This is a genomic window from Collinsella sp. TF07-1, from assembly GCF_003437235.1.
Classification (GTDB): domain Bacteria; phylum Actinomycetota; class Coriobacteriia; order Coriobacteriales; family Coriobacteriaceae; genus Collinsella.
Genome location: NZ_QSRV01000002.1, coordinates 157,186 through 182,549 on the forward strand (window position 1 = coordinate 157,186; position 25,364 = coordinate 182,549).

General features: G+C 62.4%; 30 protein-coding genes and 1 tRNA gene. 7 read left to right on the forward strand and 24 right to left on the reverse strand.

The window, feature by feature from the left end; genetic code table 11:
• Window positions 1–167 precede the first annotated feature (167 nt).
• From DXC67_RS01650 to DXC67_RS01660, 3 genes are read left to right on the forward strand one after another with little or no spacing between them, the layout of a single operon-like run.
• Entirely contained in the window at window positions 168–710 is a 543-nt protein-coding gene (locus DXC67_RS01650) for a DUF4342 domain-containing protein (RefSeq protein WP_117637103.1), read from the forward strand.
• Between the two features lie 18 nt (window positions 711–728).
• Window positions 729–1,478, forward strand: coding sequence for a response regulator transcription factor (locus DXC67_RS01655; protein ID WP_117637104.1), 750 nt, complete (start codon window positions 729–731; stop codon window positions 1,476–1,478).
• A complete protein-coding gene (locus tag DXC67_RS01660; RefSeq protein ID WP_117637105.1) occupies window positions 1,462–2,757 on the forward strand; it encodes a cell wall metabolism sensor histidine kinase WalK in 1,296 nt (431 codons plus the stop codon). Before DXC67_RS01655 ends, DXC67_RS01660 begins: the two co-directional genes overlap by 17 nt.
• A 295-nt stretch (window positions 2,758–3,052) precedes the next feature.
• On the opposite strand, the gene DXC67_RS01665 is transcribed toward DXC67_RS01660, so the two are convergent.
• A complete protein-coding gene (locus DXC67_RS01665) occupies window positions 3,053–3,427 on the reverse strand; it encodes a VOC family protein (RefSeq protein ID WP_089573578.1) in 375 nt (124 codons plus the stop codon).
• A gap of 11 nt (window positions 3,428–3,438) precedes the next feature.
• Complete coding sequence (locus DXC67_RS01670) at window positions 3,439–3,726, reverse strand: PTS sugar transporter subunit IIB (RefSeq protein WP_055252380.1); 288 nt, start codon at window positions 3,724–3,726, stop codon at window positions 3,439–3,441.
• Between the two features lie 163 nt (window positions 3,727–3,889).
• On the opposite strand from DXC67_RS01670, the gene DXC67_RS01675 reads away from it, so the two are divergent.
• From DXC67_RS01675 to DXC67_RS01685, 3 genes are all read left to right on the forward strand, one after another.
• The gene (locus DXC67_RS01675) at window positions 3,890–4,513 is read left to right on the forward strand and encodes a hypothetical protein (RefSeq protein WP_089573579.1); all 624 of its coding nucleotides are present in this window, start codon (window positions 3,890–3,892) and stop codon (window positions 4,511–4,513) included.
• Between the two features lie 31 nt (window positions 4,514–4,544).
• Window positions 4,545–4,629, forward strand: a tRNA-Leu gene (locus DXC67_RS01680).
• Window positions 4,630–4,904: 275 nt separating this feature from the next.
• Window positions 4,905–6,191, forward strand: coding sequence for an ATP-binding protein (locus DXC67_RS01685; RefSeq protein WP_233503121.1), 1,287 nt, complete (start codon window positions 4,905–4,907; stop codon window positions 6,189–6,191).
• A gap of 35 nt (window positions 6,192–6,226) precedes the next feature.
• Here the strand turns inward: DXC67_RS01685 and DXC67_RS01690 are convergent, their stop codons facing one another.
• The 6 genes from DXC67_RS01690 to larC all read right to left on the reverse strand — a co-directional run bounded on the left by DXC67_RS01690 (window position 6,227) and on the right by larC (window position 11,640).
• Window positions 6,227–7,228 (reverse strand): hypothetical protein, encoded by a 1,002-nt coding sequence (locus tag DXC67_RS01690; RefSeq protein WP_117637107.1) that lies wholly within the window; start codon window positions 7,226–7,228, stop codon window positions 6,227–6,229.
• Window positions 7,229–7,256: 28 nt separating this feature from the next.
• Complete coding sequence (locus DXC67_RS10555; protein WP_233503122.1) at window positions 7,257–8,015, reverse strand: septum formation initiator family protein; 759 nt, start codon at window positions 8,013–8,015, stop codon at window positions 7,257–7,259.
• Window positions 8,016–8,209: 194 nt separating this feature from the next.
• Window positions 8,210–9,499, reverse strand: coding sequence for a phosphopyruvate hydratase (eno, locus tag DXC67_RS01700; protein ID WP_117629967.1), 1,290 nt, complete (start codon window positions 9,497–9,499; stop codon window positions 8,210–8,212).
• 115 nt (window positions 9,500–9,614) lie between these two features.
• Window positions 9,615–10,547 (reverse strand): nucleoside triphosphate pyrophosphohydrolase, encoded by a 933-nt coding sequence (gene mazG / locus DXC67_RS01705; RefSeq protein WP_233503123.1) that lies wholly within the window; start codon window positions 10,545–10,547, stop codon window positions 9,615–9,617.
• Window positions 10,548–10,549: 2 nt separating this feature from the next.
• Entirely contained in the window at window positions 10,550–11,098 is a 549-nt protein-coding gene (yfcE, locus tag DXC67_RS01710; RefSeq protein ID WP_117637108.1) for a phosphodiesterase, read from the reverse strand.
• Window positions 11,099–11,154: 56 nt separating this feature from the next.
• The gene (gene larC / locus DXC67_RS01715) at window positions 11,155–11,640 is read right to left on the reverse strand and encodes a nickel insertion protein (protein WP_233503124.1); all 486 of its coding nucleotides are present in this window, start codon (window positions 11,638–11,640) and stop codon (window positions 11,155–11,157) included.
• A 192-nt stretch (window positions 11,641–11,832) separates the two neighbouring features.
• Here larC and DXC67_RS01720 point away from each other — a divergent pair, with 192 nt between their 5' ends.
• Window positions 11,833–12,744: a PHP domain-containing protein gene (locus DXC67_RS01720; RefSeq protein WP_117564899.1), complete on the forward strand. Its 912-nt coding sequence runs from the start codon at window positions 11,833–11,835 to the stop codon at window positions 12,742–12,744.
• Between the two features lie 95 nt (window positions 12,745–12,839).
• Here the strand turns inward: DXC67_RS01720 and hisE are convergent, their stop codons facing one another.
• The 16 genes from hisE to DXC67_RS01800 all read right to left on the reverse strand — a co-directional run.
• Window positions 12,840–13,157 (reverse strand): phosphoribosyl-ATP diphosphatase, encoded by a 318-nt coding sequence (hisE, locus tag DXC67_RS01725; protein WP_117637110.1) that lies wholly within the window; start codon window positions 13,155–13,157, stop codon window positions 12,840–12,842.
• A gap of 15 nt (window positions 13,158–13,172) precedes the next feature.
• Window positions 13,173–13,400 (reverse strand): hypothetical protein, encoded by a 228-nt coding sequence (locus tag DXC67_RS01730; RefSeq protein ID WP_099432266.1) that lies wholly within the window; start codon window positions 13,398–13,400, stop codon window positions 13,173–13,175.
• The gene (hisI, locus tag DXC67_RS01735; protein ID WP_117637111.1) at window positions 13,397–13,738 is read right to left on the reverse strand and encodes a phosphoribosyl-AMP cyclohydrolase; all 342 of its coding nucleotides are present in this window, start codon (window positions 13,736–13,738) and stop codon (window positions 13,397–13,399) included. Before hisI ends, DXC67_RS01730 begins: the two co-directional genes overlap by 4 nt.
• The gene (gene hisF, locus DXC67_RS01740; protein WP_117637112.1) at window positions 13,739–14,521 is read right to left on the reverse strand and encodes an imidazole glycerol phosphate synthase subunit HisF; all 783 of its coding nucleotides are present in this window, start codon (window positions 14,519–14,521) and stop codon (window positions 13,739–13,741) included.
• A gap of 3 nt (window positions 14,522–14,524) precedes the next feature.
• Complete coding sequence (locus tag DXC67_RS01745; RefSeq protein WP_117637113.1) at window positions 14,525–15,268, reverse strand: HisA/HisF-related TIM barrel protein; 744 nt, start codon at window positions 15,266–15,268, stop codon at window positions 14,525–14,527.
• Window positions 15,265–15,963 carry an imidazole glycerol phosphate synthase subunit HisH gene (locus tag DXC67_RS01750; RefSeq protein WP_233503125.1) on the reverse strand — a complete coding sequence of 233 codons (699 nt, stop codon included), beginning with the start codon at window positions 15,961–15,963 and terminating at the stop codon, window positions 15,265–15,267. Before DXC67_RS01750 ends, DXC67_RS01745 begins: the two co-directional genes overlap by 4 nt.
• A gap of 137 nt (window positions 15,964–16,100) precedes the next feature.
• Window positions 16,101–16,688 carry an imidazoleglycerol-phosphate dehydratase HisB gene (gene hisB, locus DXC67_RS01755; protein WP_117637115.1) on the reverse strand — a complete coding sequence of 196 codons (588 nt, stop codon included), beginning with the start codon at window positions 16,686–16,688 and terminating at the stop codon, window positions 16,101–16,103.
• A complete protein-coding gene (gene hisC / locus DXC67_RS01760; RefSeq protein ID WP_199410551.1) occupies window positions 16,689–17,804 on the reverse strand; it encodes a histidinol-phosphate transaminase in 1,116 nt (371 codons plus the stop codon). It abuts the gene before it with no gap.
• A gap of 1 nt (window position 17,805) precedes the next feature.
• Window positions 17,806–19,242 (reverse strand): histidinol dehydrogenase, encoded by a 1,437-nt coding sequence (gene hisD / locus DXC67_RS01765; protein ID WP_117637117.1) that lies wholly within the window; start codon window positions 19,240–19,242, stop codon window positions 17,806–17,808.
• Window positions 19,243–19,347: 105 nt separating this feature from the next.
• Window positions 19,348–21,063 carry an ATP phosphoribosyltransferase gene (gene hisG, locus DXC67_RS01770; protein ID WP_117637118.1) on the reverse strand — a complete coding sequence of 572 codons (1,716 nt, stop codon included), beginning with the start codon at window positions 21,061–21,063 and terminating at the stop codon, window positions 19,348–19,350.
• A gap of 169 nt (window positions 21,064–21,232) precedes the next feature.
• Entirely contained in the window at window positions 21,233–22,069 is an 837-nt protein-coding gene (locus tag DXC67_RS01775) for a sugar phosphate isomerase/epimerase (RefSeq protein ID WP_117637119.1), read from the reverse strand.
• A gap of 83 nt (window positions 22,070–22,152) precedes the next feature.
• Window positions 22,153–22,989: a PTS system mannose/fructose/sorbose family transporter subunit IID gene (locus DXC67_RS01780; protein WP_117637120.1), complete on the reverse strand. Its 837-nt coding sequence runs from the start codon at window positions 22,987–22,989 to the stop codon at window positions 22,153–22,155.
• A complete protein-coding gene (locus DXC67_RS01785) occupies window positions 22,979–23,770 on the reverse strand; it encodes a PTS sugar transporter subunit IIC (protein WP_117637121.1) in 792 nt (263 codons plus the stop codon). Before DXC67_RS01785 ends, DXC67_RS01780 begins: the two co-directional genes overlap by 11 nt.
• An 8-nt stretch (window positions 23,771–23,778) precedes the next feature.
• Window positions 23,779–24,249: a PTS sugar transporter subunit IIB gene (locus tag DXC67_RS01790; protein ID WP_117637122.1), complete on the reverse strand. Its 471-nt coding sequence runs from the start codon at window positions 24,247–24,249 to the stop codon at window positions 23,779–23,781.
• Between the two features lie 16 nt (window positions 24,250–24,265).
• Complete coding sequence (locus DXC67_RS01795) at window positions 24,266–24,682, reverse strand: PTS sugar transporter subunit IIA (RefSeq protein ID WP_117637123.1); 417 nt, start codon at window positions 24,680–24,682, stop codon at window positions 24,266–24,268.
• A gap of 94 nt (window positions 24,683–24,776) precedes the next feature.
• Window positions 24,777–25,364: SIS domain-containing protein (locus DXC67_RS01800; RefSeq protein WP_369831354.1), on the reverse strand; the 588-nt coding region annotated here is incomplete at its 5' end.

A 25,364-nucleotide genomic window follows, 5' to 3' on the forward strand; every position in this document is an offset into this window, starting at 1 on the left:
AAAACTCATCCAACATTAATCTTGGCTCAAGAATCGCTTAATCTATAACCTGCACTATAGAGTTCGACCAAGAGCGGGGCGGCGCCGCGCAACGCAGGCCGCCGAACGCAACGCTCGCGCCCGAGCAAATTGCCCGGCGTCGCGCCCATCGAACGAAAGGACAGGCCATGGACGACCTCGAAAAAGTTGAAACCATCCGCACCAAGTGCAGCGTGAGCTACACCGATGCCAAGGCGGCGCTCGACGCTGCCAACGGCAACGTTTTGGATGCCATCATTTGGCTCGAGTCGCAGGGCAAGACCCAGACCACGTCGGCGCACGCCGCGACCGAGTCCGCACCGGTCGATGAGCCCTCGGCCGAGATGGTCGCCGCGCAGGCCGCCTACGAAAAGTCGAGCGAAAAGACCGACTTCTCCAAGAAGATGGACGGCGTGTGGGAGTACCTCAAAAAGCTCTTCCGCCTGAGCCTGGACACCAAGTTTATCGCCACGCGCCGCGATGCGATCATCCTCAACATCCCCATCCTGATTCCCATCGTCGCGCTGTTTGCCTGGGGCGCTACGATTTGGCTGATGCTGATTGGCCTGTTCTTTGGCATGCGCTACCGCATCGACAGCGACGGCGACGTGCCCGGCAGCATCAACAACCTTATGGATAGCGCTGCTAACGCCGCGGATGACATCAAGCAAAATCTGAACGACGACAAGTAGTCGCAGACGGGGGCACGCATGGCACGGATTCTGATCGTAGAGGACGAGGAGAAAATCGCCCGCTTTGTGACGCTCGAGCTGGAGCACGAAGGCTACCAGGTGGAGCACGCCGCCGACGGTCGCACCGCCGTGAACCTGGCGCTGGAGCGCGACTACGATCTGATTCTGCTCGATGTGCTGTTGCCGCAGCTCAACGGTATGGAGGTCCTGCGGCGTGTCCGCAAGCACAAGGATGTGCCGGTGATTATGGTCACCGCGCGCGATGCCGTGATGGACAAGGTGGCCGGGCTCGATGCCGGCGCCGACGATTACCTGACCAAGCCATTTGCGATTGAGGAGCTGTTCGCACGGATCCGCGTGGCGCTGAAGCGCTCGGAGGCCGTGCGGGCGGCTTCGGGCATTGGAGGCGCCGGTATCGCCACAATGCCCCCGGCAACCGACACGGCCCAGACCGCTGCCACGCCCTCCCCCGCCGCACTTACCGTTGACTCGGTTGCGCTCGACCCCGACCGCCGCGAAGTCACGGTCGGCGGCTCGCCCATCGCGCTCACGGCCCGCGAGTTCGATGTCCTCGCCCTGCTTATGGCGCATGCCGAGACCGTGCTCACGCGCGAGCGCATCGCGCACGAGGCGCTGGGCTACGAATATGTGGGCGACACCAACAACGTCGACGTGCACATTGCGCATCTGCGCGCCAAGATCGAGGACGCCGGCGGTGCCCGCATCATCCAGACCGTGCGCGGGGTGGGCTATGTCTGCCGCGCGTAACGACGAGACCAAGCGCGTCACCTCCATCGCCCGCGCCATCAACTGGAGCTACATGTGGCGCCGCCTGATAAGCTACGTCTGGCTCGATCTGTGGCTGCTGGTCGCCGCGGCGGCGATTCTCGTCTACGGCTATAACCAGACGCTGCCCGACGGCGCGTTTACCGCGGGATGGATTCCCAGCGCCACCGTTCACGGCATGTCGCTGGCTCCCGCGCGTGGCTGGGACCCGGCCACACTCACCTATACCGTCGAGCTTGCGCGCACCGCCAAGACCTTCCCCCTCGCGCAGGACCTCGTCGCGCTGTGGCCCCTCTACCTTGTCGTTGCGGGCGGGCAGGTCATCAGCGTGCTCAACATGCTCGGAGGCGCCCGTCGCGTGCGCCGCACCATGGCACCGCTCAACGACCTTGCCTTGCGCGTGGACGAACTCGGCCGCATGCAGCTCACCGGCGGCAAGATGGAAACACTGGAGCAGGCCATCGAGCGCGCAAGCGTCGACTCGCCGAGTGTCACCACCGGCGACGCCGACCTGGCAAGCATCGAGGTTGCACTCAACCGCCTACTGCGCCAGATGCAAGAGGCAAAGCTGCAGCAGATGCGCTTTGTCAACGATGCGAGTCACGAGCTGCGCACGCCCATCGCGGTGATTCAGGGTTACGTGAACATGCTCGACCGCTGGGGCAAAGACGACCCGGACGTGCTGGCAGAATCCATCACCTCGCTCAAAGCCGAAAGCGAGCATATGCAGGAGCTCGTGGAGCAGCTGCTGTTTTTGGCACGCGGCGATGCCGGGCGCACGGTCCTGCGGCGTGCGAATACCAACCTGGCCGCACTGGTCGGCGAGGTATGCGAGGAATCGCAGATGATCGATGCCGCGCACACATATCGACTGGCGTACGATGCCGCACTTACCAGCGACCCGCGCTGCGACGCGCCCGTTGACGTGGCGCTCGTGAAGCAGGCTCTGCGCGTGATCGTGCAGAACGCCGCCAAGTATTCGGACGCGGGCACATCCATCTCGTTTGGCGTGACGCCGGATGCGGGCGCGGGCACGATCGACATAAGTGTTGAGGACGAGGGTATCGGCATGAACCAGGAATCCGCAGCTCACGCGTTTGAACGGTTCTATCGCGCCGACAACGCACGCGATGCCGGCGCGCAGGGCTCGGGTCTGGGGCTCGCCATTGCCAAGTGGATCGTCGACAGCCATGGCGGTGTCATCGGCGTGACCTCAGTCGAGGGCGTCGGCAGCCGCTTTACGATTCGCCTGCCGCGGTAGGGGCGTCTCTCACGAATCGAAGGTGAATGCTTTTCCGCGAAGTGAACGACCTATTTTGGACCCCCGAAGCATCCACACTTTTTGACGCCAAAACCGCAGGAAAAACCTTACGAAACCGCAGGAAACGGTGCCTCCAAAGTGTCGATGCTCCAGGGGTCCGATTTCACTCGTTCACTTCGCGGAAAAGCATTCACCTTCGTTTTACGGCAGCCCGTCAGTCACCCTCTCGGCATTAAAAATGGGGTAAGGCCACGTGGCCTTACCCCATTTTTCGTTAGCTATAGCAGCCTGTGCGCTACTCGCGGCACAGGTGCACGGCGAAGCCGGCGAACTCGCGCTTAAAGTACACGAGCTTGGTGCCGCCGTCGGGCAGCAGCACGCGCGACTCCTCGTTGACCTCGAGCCCGCGCTCGGCAAACCACTTCTCGGCCGCATCGATGTCGTTGACGGCAAAGCCGATGTGGCCCTTGGTGCCACGACCGTTCTGCTTCATGACCTCGATCAGCGAATCGTTAAAGTACGAAACCGGGGTCTCGATAACGGGCAGGCCCATCATCGTCGAGAACAGCTCCGCGATCTCCAGGGCATCTGCCGGGTCGGTGGCGTTAATGCCCACATGGGCAACGCGCATGCCAAAGAGCTCGACCGGATTGGCGTTCTGCTCACTCATACAGTCAGCGCCTACTGAGCCATGACGTCGAGGACGGCCTTCTCGGCAGCGACGCGGTTCATGCCGGTCATGAAGGGCACGCCGCTCACGTACGGGCAGGTGAGGCCCTCGGGGGCAACGGTGGTGGCGATCAGCAGGTCGGCGCCCTCGTCGCAAGCGTCCTTGGCCTCAGAGATGGCGCACTGCACGATCTCATACTTGCCGGCATAACCGTTGGCGTCGAGCATGGTAGCGACCTTCTGGGCAACGAGCGTGGAAGTAGCAGCGCCAGCACCGCAAGCCAAAACGATCTTCTTCATAGGTAATGTCTCCCTTCATGGTTTACTTTAGGTAAGTGTACCGCAGCGAGCGATGGCACTCAGCCTCGATGAGCTTTTATGCCAGTTTGCTTGTGCGCTGCGTATAATACATCTAGTACGTGTTGTCATACCGCTCGCTTTATGAGCGACTAAGGATCCTAACATGCCCGATTCCCGCACACTCTGGACCGCCGTCGTTATCATCTGTATCGCCGTGTCGGTGTTCTTTAGCGTCAAAAAACGCACTACGTTTAAACGCCTGCAACAGTTGATGGCCGCCAAACAGTGGGCCGAGTTCGATCGTTTGCTCGACGGCAAACTCACCAGCATGCTGTACCCGCGCTACAACCGCGACTACCTGCGTCTGAACTCCTATCTGCTGCGCGAGGACCACGAGCGCGCCGGCGAGATGTTCGACCTGCTGCTGGGACTCAACCTGCCCAAGATGCAGCGCGTCGACCTGGTGATCAAGGCCTTTAACTACTACGTTGGCCAGGAGGACCGCAAAAAGTCCAAGGAGCTGCTGCACGAAATCAAGGGCTTTGAGGGCGGTCAGGCCGAGGCGGTCGCGCACGAGTGCCAGCTGATGTACGACACGATGATCCTCAAGCGTCACAACGACATTCCCGAGCTGGAGCGCATGCTCGAGGATGTCGGCGACGACCCGGTCAAGCGCTGCCGCTTGGAGTACCTGCTGGCCCTGCAGTACCAGAACAAGGGCGACGAAGCCAAGTTTGCCGAGTACTTGGAAAAGTCAGGCCAGCACTCGATGGCCGTCAACGCGTAACGGACGGCTTGTGCTAGACTTCTAGTCTCACGGGGGCGTGGCGGAATTGGCATACGCAGGAGACTTAAAATCTCTCGCCGCGAGGATTGTGGGTTCGAGTCCCACCGCCCCTACCATATGGCTTTTACGGGCCCGTGTCCCTTTGAGATGCGGGCTCGTTTTTTTTCGGACGCCGTCAACCGCAGAGCAGCTCATTTGGGACGGGGCTTTTTTGACTACTTTTTTCCACCCACCCAATGAGTTTCCTCACACATTTTTCGATGGAAAAACGTGGTTATTTCGCACATTTTCCGATGGAAAAACGTGGTTGTCTCACACATTTTCCGATGGAAACGCCCAAATGGCCTTATACTAGCCGAGAGGGTTGGGAGGCAATATGCAACGACAGCTTATGAGTGAACTTATCGCTTGGAAATCAAGGGCGAATCGCAAACCTCTCTTGCTTAAGGGAGCCCGCCAGACAGGAAAGACTTGGCTTCTTAACGAATTCGCAAGCCAGCAGTATCGAAACGTCATTCGTTTTGACTTTATGCTCGAGCCGAGCACACGCTCGCTGTTCGATGGGGACCTCGACCCCAAGCGCATCATCTCCCAGATAGAGCTCCTACGTGGCCAAACCGTAACGCCGACAGACACGCTCATCATCTTCGACGAGATCCAAGAGGCGCCACGCGGGATCACCTCGCTCAAGTACTTCAACGAGCTTGCACCCGAATACCACATCGTAGCAGCCGGTTCCTATATGGGCCTCGCGCTCCGACGCGAAAACGAGTCATTTCCCGTCGGCAAAATCGACCAGCTCACCATGCGTCCCATGGGGTTTGCCGAGTTCGTTCGCGCCGTCGACGGCAACCCGCTCGCCGACGCCATCCTTGCCGCAGACATGAACCTTCTAGCAAACGTCACCGAAAAGCTCGTGCACTTGCTCAAGGAATACCTTGTTGTCGGTGGTATGCCCGAAGTTGTCTCCGCTTTCGCCGAGACACGCGACTTCATTGAAGCCCGAAGGATTCAGCAGCAAATCATCGAGGCTTACGAATCCGATTTTGGCAAACATGCACCCGCCCGCATCGTCGAGCGCATGAGGTTGGTTTGGAAATCCCTTCCCGGCCAGCTTGCCAAGGAGAACAAGAAGTTTGTCTATGGCGCCCTTCGCCCTGGAGCGCGCGCACGCGATTTTGAGGAAAGCCTCCAGTGGCTCACGGACTACGGAATCGTTCATAAGGTGCCACGTGTTTCCGCTCTAAAGGCGCCGCTCTCGAGCTACGAAGACCTCTCGGGCTTCAAACTGTTCTGCATCGACACCGGCATCCTCGGAGCGCTCTCCGGTCTCTCTCCGGCCATCGTTCTTAACGGATCCGCTGTTTTTACCGAGTTCAAAGGTTCGCTGACCGAACAATACGTCGCGCAGGAGCTTTTGCTCCAGGACAAAACTCCCGTGTATTGGTCCTCTACCTCTGGCAATGCCGAAACCGACTTTGCCATCGACCATGCGGGAACCGTGCTTCCGCTTGAGGTCAAGGCGGCAGAGAACCTTAAAGCGAAGAGTCTGAAAATAGCCTGCGAAAAATTCAAACTCGAGCGTTGCGTGAGGAGCTCTCTGGCGGCATATAGAGACGAGGACACGCTCGTCAATATTCCGCTTTGGGAGATTGGGCAAATCGACAGGCTGGCATAAGTAGCTAAAATAGCCCCGTCCCAAAAAGACTAGTTTTAGAGGGTGCTCAGGCTCGGGGTCCAGGCGATGGTGGGGGTCGCGCCGTCGAGAACCTCGTTGATGGTGGCGGCCATGCCGGCGAGGAGGCTGTTCTCGCTTACGGTGAGCGCATCGTAGCCACCGGCGCGCATGAGTTCGCGAATCACCACGGCGCCGGCCAGAATCACGCCCGCGCGCTTGGGCTGCACGCCTGGCAACGCGGCAATGCTCTCCACGTCCAGCGTGGACATGCGCTCGATAGCGGCAGAAATCTGCTCCATCGAAAGCTCGCGCAGGTGCACAAAGCTCGAGTCGTACGGCTCCAGTTCGTGGACCAGCGCCACGAGCGTAGTGACGGTACCGCCCACCGCGACCAGGCGCTCTGCACGCTCATAATTGCTCGGCAGGCCCTCAAAATAGGCGGAGAACTGCTCGCCCGCCCACGCGGCGGCAACCGCGAGCTCGCCGTCCGCGGGCGGCAGCGCCGAGAAAAACCGTTCCGTCACGCGACGGCAACCGATGTCCAGTGAGCGCGTTCCCTCCAGCGCAAAGACCCCGCGCTCCGGAGCGTATACGCCCGTCGCGAGCTCCGTGGAGCCACCGCCCGAATCGGCGACGATAATGCGTTCACCGGCAAAGTCGTGCGCCACGCCAAAAAATGTCAGGCGTGCCTCGACCTCGCCCGGAATCACCTGCGGTTCAAGCCCCAGCTCGCGCAGGCCGTCCAGCAGCAGTGCGGCGTTGGACGCATCGCGCGCGGCACTCGTGCAGGTGGTGCAGACGCACGCGGCCCCAAAGGTGCGCGCCTCGTCCACAAACATGCGGCATGCGGCGAGCACGCGCTCGACCGCCGCCTCGCAAAAGCGGCCCGTCGCGTCCACGCCCTCGCCCAAGTCGGTGATCTCGGTATGCTTGAACGATTCCACGATCGCCCCGGCCTCGACCTGCGCCAGCACCAGTCGCGACGACACCGTTCCCAGGTCGATCGCGGCCACCTTATATCGTTTGCAATCTGCCATTGCGGGCTCCCCTCCGGGCGCTACTCGCCTACTCGCCGCTGGACGCGACCGTCTGGCCCTCGACGCCGTTAAATCCAAACAGCATATCGAGCGTCTGGATGTACCACGGTGCGTCCTTGCCGACCTCTTCGATCTCTTTGGCCACTTCACTGGCCTTCTTGGCGTTTGAGGACTTTTTGCTCGACGACGAATCCGAATCATCGTCCAGGCCCAGCACTTCAATCCTCTTCTCGCCGGGCATCGCCATGCCCAGTTCCCGTGCCCGATCCTTAATGCCCTCTTCCGAGAGCCACTTGTCAGTGTCTTTTTTCATCTCATCTTTGTATTGCTCGCGAATCTCGACCTGCTTGGCCAAGATGTCGTTCGAGCGTTTTGCAACGTACAGGTCGCGCACGGGGAAATACAGGCTCACGAGCGCCAGAGCCACCACGATACCGATAAACAGCGGACGCAGAGAGCCATGCGTAAAGTCATAGATTGCCTTGACCACCGCATTGTCGTTGGCGTAGCGCATAAAGTCCGAGCCCGAAAGACGGCTCGAAGGCCTGCTCGATTTGTCGTGTGCCTGAGTCGAGGGACGCGATGCATGCGACGAACGTGGCGGGCGCACCGGTCCATCTGCCGAAGTATTCGATTGAGCATTGGGGCGCGAGGTGCTTGTCGGGCGCTGCGCGGAGCGGTCGGCACCGGCGTAGGCGGACCCACCGAGCTGCACCGTGCGCGCACGGCGAGGCGACGGCTCACGCGAACCGACGGAATAGTACCTGTTGTCATAAATCTGATCCATGTGCGCCTTGTGCGGTTGAGGTTTGTTTGCGCTAAGTATTCTAGTTATAGCACGAGCACACGCAACGCCTTCGGCGGCCTTTGCTCGACATAAAAAAGGCGCTGAGCCATATGGCCCAGCGCCCATAGCGCTTTGCGACATCCAGCCAAGGCGGGGCGGAACCGAGTCAGCCCCGCCCCCGCACACGCCGCTGCCTAGCGAATGTTGTAGAACGCGGCCTTGCCGGCGTAGCGCGCGCTGCCCTCGAGCTCGTCCTCGATGCGAATGAGCTGGTTGTACTTGGCGATACGGTCGCTGCGGCACGGGGCGCCCGACTTGATCTGGCCGGCATTGACGCCCACGACCAGGTCGGCGATCGTGGAATCCTCGGTCTCGCCGGAGCGGTGACTCACGATGCAGGCGTAACCGGCCTCCTTGGCGGTCTCGATGGCCTCAAGCGACTCGGTGAGCGTGCCGATCTGATTGACCTTGACCAGGATCGCGTTGGCGGCACCCAGCTCGATGCCCTTCTTAAGGCGCTCGGTGTTGGTGACGAACAGGTCGTCGCCCACCAGCTGCACCTTGTTGCCAATGCGGCGGGTAAGCTCAACCCAACCGTCCCAGTCCTCCTCGGCCATGCCGTCCTCGATGGAGATGATGGGATAGGTGTCGACGAGCTTCTCCCAGTAATCAACCATCTGGGCACTCGTGTACTCCACGCCCTCGCCCTTGAGCTCGTACATGCCGGTCTCGGCGTTGTAGAACTCGGTCGAGGCCGGGTCCATGGCGTACATGAAGTCGACGCCGGGCTTAAAGCCAGCCTTCTCGACGGCCTTGGTAATGTACTCGAACGGCTCGGCATTGGTCTTGAGGTTGGGCGCAAAGCCGCCCTCGTCGCCCACGCCGCCGCCCAGGCCCGCCTCGTGCAGCACGCCCTTGAGGGTGTGGTAGACCTCGGCGCACCAACGCAGGCCCTCGGCAAAGCTCGGGGCGCCCACCGGCATGATCATGAACTCCTGGAAGTCAACGTTATTGTCGGCATGGACGCCACCGTTGAGGATATTCATCATAGGCGTGGGCAGCAGGTGGGCGTTGACGCCGCCCAGGTACTGGTACAGCGACAGGCCCGCCGACTCGGCAGCGGCGCGGGCGACGGCCAGCGACACGCCCAGGATGGCGTTGGCACCGAGCTTGGTCTTGTTGGGGGTACCGTCCGCGGCAATCAGCGCGGCATCGACGGCGCGCTGGTCGAAGGCGTCGAGGCCCACGACGGCGTTAGCGCACTCGTTATTGACGTGCTCGACGGCCCGAGAGACGCCCTTGCCCAGATAGCGGCCCTTGTCGCCATCACGCAGCTCGCAGGCCTCAAAGGCGCCGGTCGAAGCACCCGAAGGCACCATTGCGCGGCCAAAGCTGCCGTCCTCGAGCACGACCTCGACCTCGACGGTGGGATTGCCGCGGCTGTCGAGCACCTCGCGACCGTAGACGTCCAAAATATCGCTCATGTTGTCTCCCTCTCACTTGGAAACGGGTTGAATGCTTGGCGACACGGCTTGCACGCTACAGTGGCGCGCAGGTTCATAAGTTAGCCTTATCGCACTTTTTGCATTATGCCCTAAGTTAGCCAAGGGATACAATCTTTTTGAAAAATAATGGGGGCGATGAGAAAGTCCGTCCCGTCGCCCCCGCAGTCTTACTCTCTGCCTTTGCGGCATCCCAGAGGTCATTGAGGCCGTGGGTCGAAAGCTCGGCCAGATCCACGTGGGCGTCGGCCGCCATCTGCTCCATCGCAGCCCAGCGACGGCGGAACTTTGCCGTGCTGGCACGCAGGGCGCTCTCGGCGTCGATTCCCTCCTTGCGCGCAACGTTGACCAGGGCAAAGAGCAGGTCGCCAAACTCCATCTCGCGCTCGGGCGAGCCGGGAGCCTCGGCCTCAAACTCGGCACGCTCCTCGGCTACCTCGTCCCACACATCCTGGACCGTCTCCCACTCAAAGCCCACGGCAGCCGCCTTGCGCGACACCTTCTGAGCCTGCATCAGCGCCGGCAGATGCGTGGGCACGCCGTCGAGCAGGCCCTCGGGCGCAGCCTCGCCCGCCGCCACGGCCTTGTCCTTGGCGGCCTTCTCGGCAAGCTTGACCTCGTCCCAAATCTTGAGTACCTCGTCGGAGCTATCGGCATCCGCATCGCCAAACACGTGCGGATGACGGCGAATGAGCTTGGCGTCGATATCGTGTGCCACGTCGACCAGCGTAAACTCTCCGGCGTCCGCCGCAATCTGCGCATGCAACACTACCTGCATGAGCACGTCGCCCAGCTCCTCGCGCAGATGCGCCACGTCATCCGCCTCGATGCAATCGAGCGCCTCGTAGGCCTCCTCGATCATGTTTTTGCCGATGCTGCGGTGCGTCTGCTCGCGGTCCCACGGGCAGCCGTCGGGCTGACGCAGGCGCCAAATGGTCTGCACCAGATGCTGCAGCTCGGCCGACGCGTCTACCAGCGTGGACAGATCGCGCGAACCCTCGGTATTTTGCTGAGCCATGTGCTGCGCCATGGTTATTCCTCCTCCAGGACCACGTGACGGAACGCGCCGCCCTCGTAGATGCCGTAGCTGTGCGTGCCGTCCTTGGGGATGCTCACGCTGCCGGGGTTGAAGAGCCACAGGCCCGGGTGCGCGGCGCTCCCCTCGTTAACTTTGATGTGCGTATGGCCGTAGACGAGCGCGGAGCCCTCGGGCAGCGCGGGCGCGTGATCGACGCTGTTGTGCATGCCGGCGCCAAAAACGTGGCCGTGCGTCAGGAACAGCTCGCGGCCGGTCTCGTCGAACAGCGTGGCGTAGTCGGCCATGACGGGGAAGTCGAGCACCATCTGGTCGACCTCGGCGTCGCAGTTGCCGCGCACCGCGATGATGCGGTCGGCCAGGGCGTTGAGCAGCGGAATCACACGCTTGGGGGCGTAGTCGCGCGGCAGGTCGTTGCGCGGACCGTGGTAGAGCAGGTCGCCCAGCAGGACGATGCGGTCGGGCTGCTCGGACTCGATGGCGGCGCAGAGGCGCTCGGTCCAGTATGCCGAGCCGTGGATGTCGGAGGCGATGAGGTATTTCATGAGGAATCCTTTCGGGTGGGGTTGATGGGGCTGGGCGCTGGATGTCGCCGGCCGCGCTACTCGAATCGCAGCGCCGCGCTCTGAGCCACCTGCATCACGCGTTGGAGCGGCACGCCATGTTCGCGGGCAAGACGGGCGCAGTCTTCGTATTCGGGCGCCGCGCGCTCGCTGCCGTCGGGCAGGGTGGCCACCTTGACGGACACCTCGCCCCATGGCGTCGTTACGCGCTCAAAGCGGCGTGGCAGGCAAACGCGCTCCATAACCTGGCGGCGGATGCCATTGGTCGTGGTCTCCAAAAAGATAATCGTCTGCAGGCGCTCGATATCCTCGTGGGTACAGATTACCTGCAGCTGCCAGCCGGGACGGCCCTTCTTGCAATAGAGGGGCAGCCAGTGCACCTCGCGCGCACCGGCCTCGCGCAGGCGGTCGGCGGCGTAGGCGAGTACCTCGGGCGACGCGTCGTCGATATCGCATTCCAGCTTGACGATGGTTTCGGGCGCATCGGTCTCGCGGGACAGCGGAGATTTGCTATCGCATGGCATACGGTCCGGCTCCTTTCCGCACGGGCTCGTTTTGTTCATCCAAACGCTAACACATCGGACGTGGCACAGGCGTGACTTTCGTCCGTTGCCGCCCTCGCCCCTATCCAATCGATTTCGACCCCCGACGTGCCCGGCGTTTTGAGAGTTGCGCCGCTACAATGGAGCGGATTCGCTTGACGCAAAGGAGTCGCCATGTCTGCTTGCCCGCTGGTCGATTGCCATACCCACACCTCGTTCTCGGACGGGCACGCCTCGTTTGAGGACAACGTCCGCGCCGCTGCTGCGGCCGGTTGCCGCGTTATGGTCTCGACTGACCACCTCACCCTGCCCGCCAGCATGGACGCCAATTGCGAGGTGCAGGTTACCGAGGGCGACCTGCCGGCACATCGTCTGGCTTTTGAGGATGCCCGCAAGCTTGCCGCGCAGATCGCGCCGAAACTCGAGCTTATCTATGGCTTTGAGTGCGATTGGTACGAAGGCTGCGAGCCTTTGGTCGAGCGCTGGTCCCGGGGCGCCGTCGTGCGCCTGGGCAGCGTACATTGGATTGGCAACCCGGGCGATATTGCGGCAGGCGCTGCGGGCACGACGGGGACAGAGGACGTCGCTCGTCCCGATACACCCGATTCGCGCTGCGGTTGGATCGACGATGACACCGACCTGCATGTTTGGGAAAACTTAGGCGTGCGCGGCGTGTGGGAGCGCTACGTCGACGACTGGTGCCGCGCCTGCGAAAGCTCGCTCAACTTTGACGTGATGGCCCATCCCGACCTGGTCATGCGTTTTTCGAAGGAAGGCTTCGCGCCCGACTTTGACCCCGCGCCGTTTTGGAGGCAGATGGCCGAGTGCGCTCACGACACTGGTCGCCGTGTCGAGGTCTCGACCGCCGCGCCGCGCAAGGGCCTCGACGACTACTATCCCGCGACCGGCCTTTTGCGCTGCTTTGCCCATGCCGAGGTGCCCATTACCTTTGGCTCGGACGCGCACCGCGCCTGCGATATCTGCTGGAACATCCGCGCGGCCCAGGCACACGCCTACGACTGCGGCTACCGAACCTTCGACATCCCCCACGCCACCGGCGAATGGGAGCCCACGCCCCTCGCCTAGCCATCCCTTCATAAGTTGCGGTTGATCCGTTGGGGACGGAGGAAAACGGATCATTTTGCGCAAAGTATCCTATCCCCCTTGCACCAAAAGCTTGGCTAGTGGCGGCGGGCGTTGAGTTCGCCGGCCAGCTCGTCGAGGGTAATGCCGTAGCGCTCGAGCGTCACGAGCAGGTGGTAGATCAGGTCGCCGGCCTCGTAGCGAATGTGATCGTGGTCGTTATCCTTGCAGGCCATGATCACCTCGCTCGCCTCCTCGGCAAGCTTCTTGAGCAGCTCGTCCTCGACGTCGGTCAGCAGACGGGCGGTGTAGCTCTCCTGTGGCGACGCATCGCGACGACCGTGAATCACCTCGGCCAGACCTGTCAGCGTCTCGCCGATATTTCCCAGCTGCACGTTAGCTGTTCTGACTCCCATGGTTATTTCCTCTCGTTACTGCAGCGTAAAGTAGGTACCGGTCTCATCGAACCGAGGCTTTGCGCCCTTTTTCTCAAAGAACTCGACGATGACGGCATGGGCCTCATCGAGCCTTTCCTTCTCGGCCTCGAGCCAAAGCGACTGCGCCCCGCAGGCATCAGTCAGGTGCACGCGGCATGGCACGCCCGCGCGGAGGAGCTCGGTGTTGCAGTCGGCGACCTCGAACGGCGTCACGACCTTCATCGCGTTCCCCCTTCCACGCGCTTAAAGAAGCAGGTACGGTTGCCGGTATGGCAGGCAGGACCCGGCGAGTCGACCTTGACCAGCAGCGTATCGCTATCGCAGTCGGCCCAGAGCTCGCGGACCTCCTGCATGTTGCCGCTCGTCGCGCCCTTGTTCCAGAGCTCCTGGCGGCTGCGGCTCCAAAACCACGTGGTACCGGTCTTGAGCGTCAGTCCCACCGACTCCTCGTTCATCCAAGCAACCATAAGCACCTCGCCGGTGTCATATTGCTGAACCACACAAGGAATCAGCCCGTTGGCGTCGTATTTAAGCTCGGACGCAGTTGTCACTTGCTCCATTTAAAAATCCAATCTGACAGGGATGCCCTGGCTGGCCATATATTCTTTGACTTCGCGGATGCTGAAGGTTCCAAAGTGAAAGACGCTGGCCGCCAGCACGGCGTCGGCTTCGCCCTCGATCACGCCCTCGGCAAAATGCTCGAGCGTGCCCACGCCACCGCTCGCGATGACGGGAATCGGCACCGTACGCGCCACGGCGCGGGTGAGTGCCAGGTCAAAGCCGGCCTTGGTGCCGTCGCGGTCCATGCTGGTCAGCAAGACCTCGCCGGCGCCGCGGCGAGCCGCCTCCTCGGCCCACGCCACCGCGTCGATACCCGTGGCATTGCGGCCTCCCGCGGTAAAGACCTCCCACTTGTCGGCATCCGGCTGCCCAGGCAGGCCGACGCGCTTGGCATCGATCGCCACGACCACGGCCTGGCTGCCAAACGCCGCGGCAGCTTGGCTGATCAGCGATGGGTCGCGCACAGCGGCAGAGTTGAGCGACACCTTGTCGGCACCGGCCGCCACCATCGTTCGCATGCCCGCAAGGTCGCGAAAGCCACCGCCCACGGCGTAGGGAATGGCGAGCTCCTCGGCCGCATGCGCCGCCATCTCGATGGTCGTCGCACGGTTGTCGCTCGTGGCAGTGATGTCCAGGAACACGACCTCGTCCGCACCCTCGCGATCGTAGGCACGGGCAAGCTCCACCGGATCGCCCGCATCGCGCAGGCTCACAAAGTTGACGCCCTTGACCACGCGGCCGTCCTTAACGTCCAGGCAGGGAATGACGCGTTTGGTAAGCATGGGCTACTCCTCCCCTCGCGCGGCGGCCAACGCCTGTACCAGCGTAAAGTTGCCCTCGTAGAGCGCGCGACCGGTGATGGCGCCCTCAATAGCGCCCTCGCCCACCGCGGCGAGCGCACGGATATCGTCGAGCGTCGAGATGCCGCCCGACGCCACAACGGGAAAGCCCGCGACCTCGGCCACATGGCGATATGCTGCCACGTCGATGCCCGTCTGCATACCGTCGCGCGCGATATCGGTATACACCAGATGTTTAAAGCCCAGCTCCGTGAGCTGCGCCACGGCATCGTCGAGCGCCACGCCCGCACCGTCGCGCCAACCGTTCACCTTGACCTGGCCGTTACGGGCGGCAATATCTGCCACCAGCAGCTCGCCAAAGCCTTGGGCCGCCACCTCGGCAAAACCCGGCTCAGTCACCAGCACGGTGCCCAGTGCGATGCGACGCGCGCCGTAGCCGGCCAGCTCGTCGATGCGCGCGAGCGAGCGAACGCCGCCGCCCACGTCCACCGACAGACCGTCGACGCCGCAGATGGCCTCGATCGCCGCCGAGTTGGCAGCGCACGCGTCCTCGTCCTCGCCAAAGGCAGCGGACAGGTCGACGACGTGCACCCAGCTCGCACCCTGCTCGGCAAAGGAGCGAGCAACGGCCACGGGGTCGTCGAAATATACCTTGCAGCGGCTCCGGTCGCCGCGCTCCAGGCGCACGACCTTGCCGCCGATCAAATCGATTGCAGGAAACAGGATCATCGGCCGGCCTCCTCGACGATGTTGACGAAGTTCTTAAGGATGCGCTGACCAAGCGCAGAGGATTTCTCGGGATGGAACTGACAGCCCCACACGTTGCCGTGACGCACAATGCACGGGAAACTTCGCGTGTAGTGCGTGCACGCCAAAACATCAGCGGCATCGGCGTCGTCGGCCACCGCGTAGCTGTGGGTGAAGTACATGTTGGCGCCCTCGGCAAAACCGGCGAGCAGCGGGTCGGCCGCACCGGTGGGCGTCATGTGCACCTGGTCCCAGCCCACGTGCGGCACCTTCAGGCGGCTCGACTCCAGGCGCGTGCACGAGCCGCGCATGATGCCCAGGCCATCGACCCAGGCGCCGTCAGCCTGCTCGAGGGCGTTACCGTCGGCGACCACGCCCTCGTCCGCAGGCACGCCCTCGTTGCCGCGCTCAAAAAAGAGCTGAAGGCCCAGGCAGATGCCGAGCAGCGGAGTTCCGGCGGCAACGGCGTCGAGCACCGCGTCCGCCTCGCCGCCCTCGCGCATAAAGGCAATCGCGTCGTAGAACGCACCCACGCCCGGGATGACCAGGCCGTCGGCGTTGCGAATCTGCTCCGGATCGTCCGACGTGCAGGCGGCGGCGGCACGCGCAAGCCCGCGCACGACGCTCGACAAGTTGCCCTTGTGGTAGTCGACCACCACGATCTTCGGTTCGCCCACGCGACCCTCCCTTTTCCCATTCAAAACCTGCCAAAAAGGGACAGGTTTATTTTGGTCGGTTAAACGTTCACCCACCACATGAGACGGCATTTCCGCAGATAAAACCTGCCAAAATAAACCTGTCCCTTTTTGGTAGGTTACAGCGAGCCCTTGGTGCTGGGAATGCCTTGCACGCGGGGGTCGAGCTCGCAGGCGCGGCGCATCGTGCGGCCCACGGCCTTAAAGGCGGCCTCGATAATGTGATGCGAGTTGCCACCCGCCAGCTCGCGCACGTGCAGCGTGAGCTTGGCGTCGCGCGCGAAGGCGTAGAAGAACTCGACGGCCAGCTCGGTATCAAAGCTGCCCACGCGCTCGGTCGGCACGGGCAGCTCGCAATAGGCCTGCCCGCGACCCGAGATATCCACGGCGGCCATCACGAGTGTCTCGTCCATGGCAATCGCCGCGTCGGCAAAGCGTGTAATGCCCGCCTTGTCGCCCAGCGCTCGGCAAAACGCCTCGCCCAGCACAATACCCGTGTCCTCGACGGTGTGGTGCGCATCGACTTCCACGTCGCCCACCGCGTGCACCGTCAGATCGAACAAACCGTGGCGGCCAAAGGCGTTGAGCATGTGGTCGAAAAACGGCACGCCGGTCGAGATGTCGCACACGCCGCTCCCATCCAGGTCAAGCTTTACGACAATGTCGGTCTCGCCCGTCTTGCGGGCCACCTCGGTATAACGGCCCATCTACATCTCCTCCTTCACCAGCGCGGCAAACGCAGCCAGCACCTCATCGTTTTCCTGCGGGGTACCCACGGTAATGCGCAGACAGTCCGCGAGCCCCGGCGCATAGCTAAAATCGCGCACCAAAATCGAATACTCGTCGCGCAGACGCTCACGCACGCGCGTGGCATGCGGCGTGCGTACGAGCACAAAGTTCGCCGCGCTCGGCCATGTCTCCACGGACAGACCCTCGGCAGCCATTGCGCGCAGGGCACACAGCTCGCGCTCGCGCTCGGATGCAACCTGTGCCACCACGGGCACGTACGCATCGCGGGCACGCACGCAGGCAAGCGCGGCGGCCTGGCTCAGCACGTTGACCGAGTAGATCTGGCGAATCGCCACGAACACGTCGATGACTTCCGGCGCCGCGATCACGTAACCCAGACGCGTACCGGCAGCGCCAAACGCCTTGGACAACGTATGCAGAATCACCAGGTTGGGATGCTCGGCGATAAGCCCCTGCGCCGTGGTGACCGCGCCAAACGAATCGTCGGCAAACTCCACGTAGGCCTCGTCAACCATTACCATGCCGGGGCACGCATCGCACAGCGCCGCGACAAAGTCGAGCGGTGCCACGTCACCCGTGGGGTTGTTGGGCGAGGTCACGATTGCCAGGTTGCACTCGGACGCCGCCGCAAGCACGGCTGCCTGGTCGAGCTCAAAGGTCGCGGGGTCGCGCCACACGTCGCGCACTTCAGTCTGGCACAGAGACGCAAAGAACGCATACTCGCTAAAGCACGGCGGGCAGTTGAGCAGGGTCCTCCCCGCGCCGCCAAACGCCAGCAGGTAGTTATAGAGCAGTTCGTCGCCACCGTTGCCCACGCAGATATTCTCGCGCGTCACGCCATGCCAGGCGGCTAGCTCGTCGCGCAGGTCGTTGGACATGGGATCGGGATAGCGGTTGAGCGGCGTGGCAGCCAGGGCGGCGTCGACCGCCTCGCGCACGCCGGCCGGCACGGGATAGGTGTTCTCGTTGGCCGAAAGGTTGATGCGTGTGGGCGTAAAGTTGGGATCATAGGGCTCAATACCAGCCAAGTAGGGCTGAACGAGCTCCTTCATGCGAGGCGTGAGCTCGGCCATATTAGGCCTCCCCGCCGGTCGCGCCGGCGCCATCCGCGCTTGCAGCCGCCAGGTCCACGCCCTCGGCAACCGTCGCCACGGCGTCGCCCGGCCAGGCAACCTTGGTCAGGTCGGCCGCGGCGAGCGACTCGGCGCTCACGGCATCCTCGCCCTGCTCCAACACGCGGCGGCGCAGTGCGGCCGAAAGCGCGTGTGCCCACAGACCCTCGGCCTCGGCCAGGCGCTGCGTAGCGGGAGCATCGGAGAGCAGGCCCTCGGGTGTATAGCAAATGACACTCGAGCGCTTGACGAACTCTTCGACCGAAAGCGGGTTGGAGAACATGGCCGTGCCGCCGGTCGGCAGCGTGTGATTGGGGCCAGCAACGTAATCGCCGAGCGGCTCGGAGCTCCAAGCGCCCACAAAGATGGCGCCGGCGTTGCGAATGCCGCCGAGCAGGCCCATCGCATCCTTGCAATGCAGCTCAAGGTGCTCGGGCGCCACGGTGTTCACTGCCTCGACGGCAGCCGCCATGTCGGCGGCCACCACGATGGTGCCCTCATTGTCGAGCGAGGCACGCGTGATCTCGGCACGCGGGGACTGTGCCACCAGGATGTCGATACCTGCCTCAACCTCACGCGCAAACTGCTCGTCGCAGGTCACCAGATAGCAGGCCGCCAGCGGGTCATGCTCGGCTTGGGCCATCAGGTCGGCCGCGACCACCATGGGCTTGGCCGTGGCGTCGGCCAGCACGCAAACCTCGGAGGGACCGGCGACCATATCGATACCCACATCACCCGAGACAATCTGCTTGGCAGCGGCGACAAAGGCGTTACCCGGGCCGGTAATCTTGTCGACACGCGGAATGGTCTCAGTACCGTACGCCAGCGCGGCCACGGCCTGGGCGCCGCCCACCATATAGATCTCGTCCACGCCGCCGAGCTTGGCGGCCGCGAGCGTATACGGGCTAATCAGTCCATCCTTTTGCGGTGGGGTTACCATGACCACGCGTTTGACGCCGGCCACCTTGGCGGGAATGGCGTTCATAAGCACGGTGGAAGGGTACTGTGCACGACCGCCCGGCACGTAGATACCGGCCGCAGCAAGTGGGGTCACCTTAACGCCGAGCATCGTGCCGTCCGGGCGCGTGGTAAACCAGCTCTGCTCGACCTCGCGCTGGTGGAACTCGCGAATCTGGCGTGCAGCCTTTTCGAGCGCCGCGACAAAAGCGGGATCGAGGCCTTCGAGCGCGGCATCGATCTGCTCTTGCGGAAGACGGAAGCTCTGCAGCTCAACACCGTCAAAACGCTGACAGTAATCGCGCACCGCGTCATCGCCGTTGGCACGCACGTTGGCCACGATATCGCGGGCGGCGTCGATGATGTTTTGCGGCAGCACGCCCTTGCGGTTGAGCTGGTTGGTAACGAGGCGCTCACCGGCAGCAAGCTTGATGGTCTTCATTTCGGTATCCCCTATCGGTCGAGGTTGTGTTCGAAAAACGAGAGACCGGGCGGCGGCGCCAGTCGGCCCGCAGCCCGGACGTTGGGGCGCCCGTGCGTGCTCGCGCTATTGTGCCGAGCCCGCGACGGGCTCAAAATGCTTGTCCTTCACGGCAGTCGCCAGGCGATCGGCCAGATTGCGTACGCGCGGATCCAGACGTGCGGCACCCGGATTGACAAAGAAGCGGGCCGTGCAGTCCATGATGCGGCCGGTGATGACCAGGTCGTTGTCGCGCAGCGTAGCGCCCGTGGCGGTAATATCCACGATGCGATCGGTCATGCCAACGATGGGGCCCAGCTCGATGTTGCCGTGCAGCGAAACGATGTCGGCGTTCACGCCGCGCCCGGCATACCAGGCGCTCGCGATGCGCGGATACTTGGTGGCCACGCGAAGCGACCCGCGACGGGCATAGTTGCGCTCGGCCTGGCCGGCGCGCCACGCGGGCTCCGCCTCAATGAAAGTGCACAGGCCGTAACCCAGATCGACCAGCTGCAGCAGGTTGAGGTCTGCCTCGATAAGCGAGTCCCAACCGCAGATGCCGCAATCGGCACCGCCGCAGCCCACAAAGGCGGGCGCATCGCTGGGACGCACGATGACAAACTCGATATCGCCGACCGCGCCCTTACCGGCACGCGTGTCGCGGCCGCGCACGATCAGGTGACGGCCGGGGTCGCGCAACTCCGAGACATCCAAGCCCGCGGCCTCGAGCACGTCGAGCGTGTCGGCCTTGAGCGAGCCCTTGGGCACGGCGATGCGTAGCGGGCCCTCGGCGCCACGGCCCACGGCGTGGTCGCCATCGGGGGCGGCGTCCTCGGCCGAGGTGCGCGCGGCCTCCAGACGCTCGAGCGAAAAGGCGAAACCCGCCGCCGGCACCTCGATGCCGTCGCCAAATGCGCCGGTAAAGATGGAGTCGTAGCGGCCGCCCGAACCGACCGGGTCAGGCAGGCCGCCGGCATAGGCCTTAAAGACCAGACCCGTGTAGTAATCAAACGAGTTCATGATGGAGAAGTCGAACGACAGCACCTGGGCGTCCCCGGGAGCCAGGCCCTCGACCAGAGCACGCAGCTCACGCGTGAGCGGCGCGACAATGCCCGCCGCCGCCAGCAGCGCATCGACGCGGTCGAGTACCTCGGCACCGCCGTGCAGACGCGGCAGCTCGCTAATGGCGGCCTTGACGGCATCGGACTCGGTGCTTGCCGCCACGCGGGCATCGAGGCCCACAAAGTCGTTGGCGTGCACGCAGCGCAGGGCCTCGGCAGCCAGCTCGCGATCCTCACACGCCGCGAGCAGCTCCTTAAAAGGACGCACGCTACCTGCGATAATGCGCGCATCGGGCAGCGCCAGCTCGCGCACGGCCTCGGCCACGAGCGAGACAATCTCGACATCGCCCGCGGTATCGCCCGCACCGATAAGCTCAAAGCCCAGCTGCGTAAACTGACGCGAGCCGCCTGCGTTGCGCTGGCACTCGCGAACCACCGGCGCCTCGTAGCGCAGGCGCAGGGGCAGGTCGGCCGCGCGCATGCGGGTCGAAACCAAGCGCACGATCGGCAACGTATTGTCGGGACGGACCACCAGCAGGCGCCCATCGTCGTCGAAGAGTTTAAACGGCGTGTCCGCAATGCGGCCGCCTTCCTCGAGCGAACCCTTGTCCTCGAGCAGCGGCGTCTCGACCGGAAGGTAATGATGCTCCCTAAAGCAGCCCTTCACCGTACATGCGATCTCCTCGCGCGCCTGAGCCTCATCGGGCAATATGTCCCGAAATCCCCACGGTGTGGCCGTCATCTGGTGAGCCTCCTCATGCTGTGTTTCATATAGAGCAGAAGACCGGCGTAGCTCCGCCGGTCTTCTGGGTACTTTAGCATACTAGAGTGCTTGCGGGGAAAATCCGTCGCAGCCGCTCACACCGTATTCATCTGGAAACATAGGGTAGGTTGCCGCAGCCCGACCCCACCTAGGCGCCAATCGAACGACGATACTCTGCCATTACCTGCGCATCGGCAGCTGCGGGGTCGGCAAAATAGCGCCCGTCATAGGTCTCGGCCGAAACAACTCCGCGATAGCCGCGCGCCACCAACCTATCCAGGTCGGCGCGCATATCGCGGTCGCCGTCACCCCAGGCAAGATGCGTCGTGCCATCTGCCGCAACATCGACAAAATGCACGTGGGCGACATCATCGCCAAGCAGATCGAAATAATCGTCGATGGTATCCCCCGCCACCGCCATGGCGCCCATATCCAGACACGCCTTAAGTGCCGGATGGTCAACTGCCTCGATCATGCGCTTCGTGTCGGCCGCCGAGTTCACGATCATCGACTCAACCGGCTGTAGGGCCTCGAGCACCAGTCGCACGCCGCGTTCTCCCGCATGCTCGGCAATCGCACGCAGCATCGAGGCACTGCGACCCCACGCGTCTTCGATCGGCTCGTTCAAAAATGCCCAGCCGCTCGAGACCATGACCTGCTCGGCTCCAAGTTCCGCCGCGATATCCACAACGTTCTTAAAGTACGCGAGCGTGCGGGTACGCGCTTCATTCCCGCGCGCCGCGATATTCCACGGCTTGGGGTTGTTCTGTTCGGGACAAAGCCCCACAATCCGAACCCCATACCGCTGTGACAGCTCCCGCACCTGCTCGATCGAATCGTATCCATGGCAATCGACATACAGATGCATCGCCCCGGTCCAAAGCTCGCAACACGTGTAGCCCGAGGCCGCAGCCGAGGAAAAGAATTCCTCAAGGTCAAAATAACGATGGCTGATATTCATGACGGCAAGCTGCGGATACTCCATCTTGTCCACCTTTCGGCAAAAGGGCGCCGCAGCACAATGTGCGCGACGCCCCCTCTTACATTGTTTTAATTATGACGGATGCCCTACTGAACACCAAGCACTCCAAAGAACGCGCCGGCGATACTCACGAGTAGGATTACGAGCATGATGAGCAGCGGATTCATCTTCTTCTTGAGCATGAGATAGACAATTCCAAACAGTCCCATCGTGACAAAGCCCGGGAAGATTCCGTTGAGCAGCTCGGCGAGCGTCTGAGCGCCATCGCCCGCGCCGACCATGAGCGGAATGTCCACGGTGACCATCTCCATGGTCATAGCGCCGATCACCATGGCGCCCATGATAGAGGCCATCTTGACGATCGTGTCCATAATGCCCGATTCCTGGACCTTGCTGATCATGTCCGAGCCAAAGCGATACCCCACAAACGTCAGCAGGTAACGGATGATGTAGTGGGGGACGTTGAACACGAGCAGGAACAAAATCGGGCCAAGAATAGAGCCCTGCAGCGCCAGCGACGTGCCGACACCCGTTGCCAAAATTCGCAGCGTACCCCAGTAGAAGGCATCGCCCACGCCGGACAGCGGTCCCATCAAAGCAAGCTTGACATTAGAGATCGCGCTCGTGTCAAAGTTATCTTCGTTGGCGTTGACTTCTTCCATTGCGGCAGCAATGGACATGGGGAGCGTCGAGATGTACGGCGTGACGTTATAGAGCTCCATATGGCGCTTGAGTGCGGCCTTAAAGTCCGCATCCTGCGGATACAGCTTGCGAAGGATCGGCATAAGGGCCCACATAAAGCCGATATGGCCCATACGCTCGTAGTTCCAGGAATGCTCATAGGGAATCGAGCGCCAGAACAGCTTCTTAAGGTCTGCGCGGGAAATCAGTCCGTCGTAAGAAGACTCAAACTTAAAACTCATCGAACCCACTCCCAATCGCAGGATCCTCGGTTGCCGCTGCGGGCTGCTCCGCCTTTTTCTTGTCACCCAAAACCGTCATCGCGACGACGATAATCGCGGCAAAGATCGCCACGCCCGTCGTGCTAATGCCAAAGTAGGCGACGAGGAAGAAGCCAGCGAAGAAGAACGGAGCCACTGTTTTGTTCATAATCATCTGCGCCAGCATCGCAAAGCCGAGTGCGGGCAAGAAGGCGGCGGCGACATCCATGCCGGTCTGAACGAAATCGGGGATGATGTTGAGCAGGCTGGCAACAGCATCGGCGCCAAAGAAGAATGCCAGGGGAATGATCAGCAGGCCGCACCAGCTCTGCGCGTAACCGGCGATGAGCATGTTGCGCGTGATGGCCTTGGTGTCTCCGTCCTCGACGTTTTTGTCGATACGGTGCACCAGCAGCAGCATGACCGGCTGGCCCAGGGCCGTATCGAGCGCCAGGACGATCGTTGCGATGGGAATGCCCAGGGTCAGGGCCGCCGAAGCGTCCGCGCCGGCCTGCATGGCAAGCGACACGCCCAGAATGGTTCCGGAAATCGTATCGGGCGGGTTATACGCACCGACCGAGATGGCACCGACCATGGCAAGCTCCATCGTGGCGCCCATGATCGTGCCGGTCACCACATCGCCCATGACAAGGCCGACCAACGGTCCGAGCACAATGGGGCGCTGAAGGTAACTCGTACCGGTCAGCCACTCGGAATAGCCCAAGAGGGCAATCAGGAAAATCAGGATCGTCTTGATAACCATGACAGCCCCTAACCGATGACCTTTGCGGCGTCAGTCTTCGCATCCGCTGGAATCATCTGAATGAACAGCTCATAGCCCTCGCCGAGCAGCTCCTTCACGTAGGCCTCGTTCTCGGGCGTAAGGAATACGCTCGTCGAGACCTGGCGGGCATCCTCGCTAAAGGCCACATTGCCGAGGTTGAGCTTCTTGACGCCCATCGCCTTGGCGACGGCACCGGCCTGCTGGATCGTCTCGCAAACCACGAAGAGCTTGTACTTGTCGGTCACACCGCTCTGAAGCGCCTTGACGGCGTCCTCGGTGTTTTTGACAACGACTTTGCAGCCCTCCGGCTTTGCAAGGGACAGGGCCTGCAGACGAAGCTTGTCGTTGAGGACCGTGTCGCTCACTAACAGGATGCAGTCGGCACCCAGAGCCGAGGTCCAGCTAACGGCAACCTGGCCGTGAAGCAGTCGATAGTCCACGCGAATCATCTGAATCATGATGTGCTCCTAACGATTAAAACTCATCGAGTTCGGCCTGCCCCAGCAGGTCGTTGACGTACTTGACCTTGGTGTCGTCCGCCTCGACGATCTGGCGAATGGCCTCATCGATCGGGGTGGAGTCGGGCACGAACAGCAGCTGAATAAGGAGCGGCAGATTCATATTGGTCACCAGGTGCGTGTTGGGGCGCGTCTGGACGATCTTGGTGAACTCGTTGTTGACGCTGCCGCCAAAGAGGTCGGTGCAAACGACGACCTCATCGTCCGCGGCAAAGCCGTCCAGAATCGCTGCGGCCTCCTTGACCAGGTCCTCGTTTCCGTCGACATACATAGACAGCGCATGGACGTTCTCGCGCTCGCCCGAGAGTAGCCCAATGCTCTCGACGATTCCGGACGCAAAATGAGCATGGGATGCAACGATAAACTGCCTCATTCGATTCCCCTTTCTTGCGAACTTCGGCATAAAAATGCCCGGACGCATGCGCCCGGGCAGGGTGCTTCTTGATCAGTAGCTAATTTGTCGCCGATTAGTAATCGAACTGGTGATAGTAGCGACGGTAGTTGAGGTTGTGCTTGGTGACCGTCTCGTAGTAAGCGGCAAGGCGATCGGTGATCAGCGAGGAGAGGATCCACGGAGACACGATGACGCGGAACTCGTCGTCAAGGCCGGGGATGGCGAACTCGGCGGTGTCGATGATGTTGATGTCGGTGTCGCCGGTCACGCCGCGGGTCAGGAACGCGCGGACGCGCTCGTCGAGCTTGCGGTTCTCGTCCTCGCCCATGAACAGGAACACGGGGACGCCGGGCTCCACGAGCTCGAGGGTGCCGTGGAAGAAGTCGGCCGAGGTGATGTAGCGGGTGCGCTTCCACTGCATCTCCTCGAGGATGCACATCGAGAACAGGATCGTCTCGCCCCACAGGGCGCCGGAGCCGATGAACATGGTGTAGGGGGCCAGGGCGTACTTCTTGGCGAGCTCCTCGGCGCGCGGCTCGAAGCTCTTGCGGATGTCGACCAGGTGGGTCCAAACGTCCTTGGTCTGCTCGATGAACTTATCGAACTGCGGGAAGCAGCCGCGGCGGTTGAGCAGGCGCAGGCCGAAGCAGTCGGCGAGGTA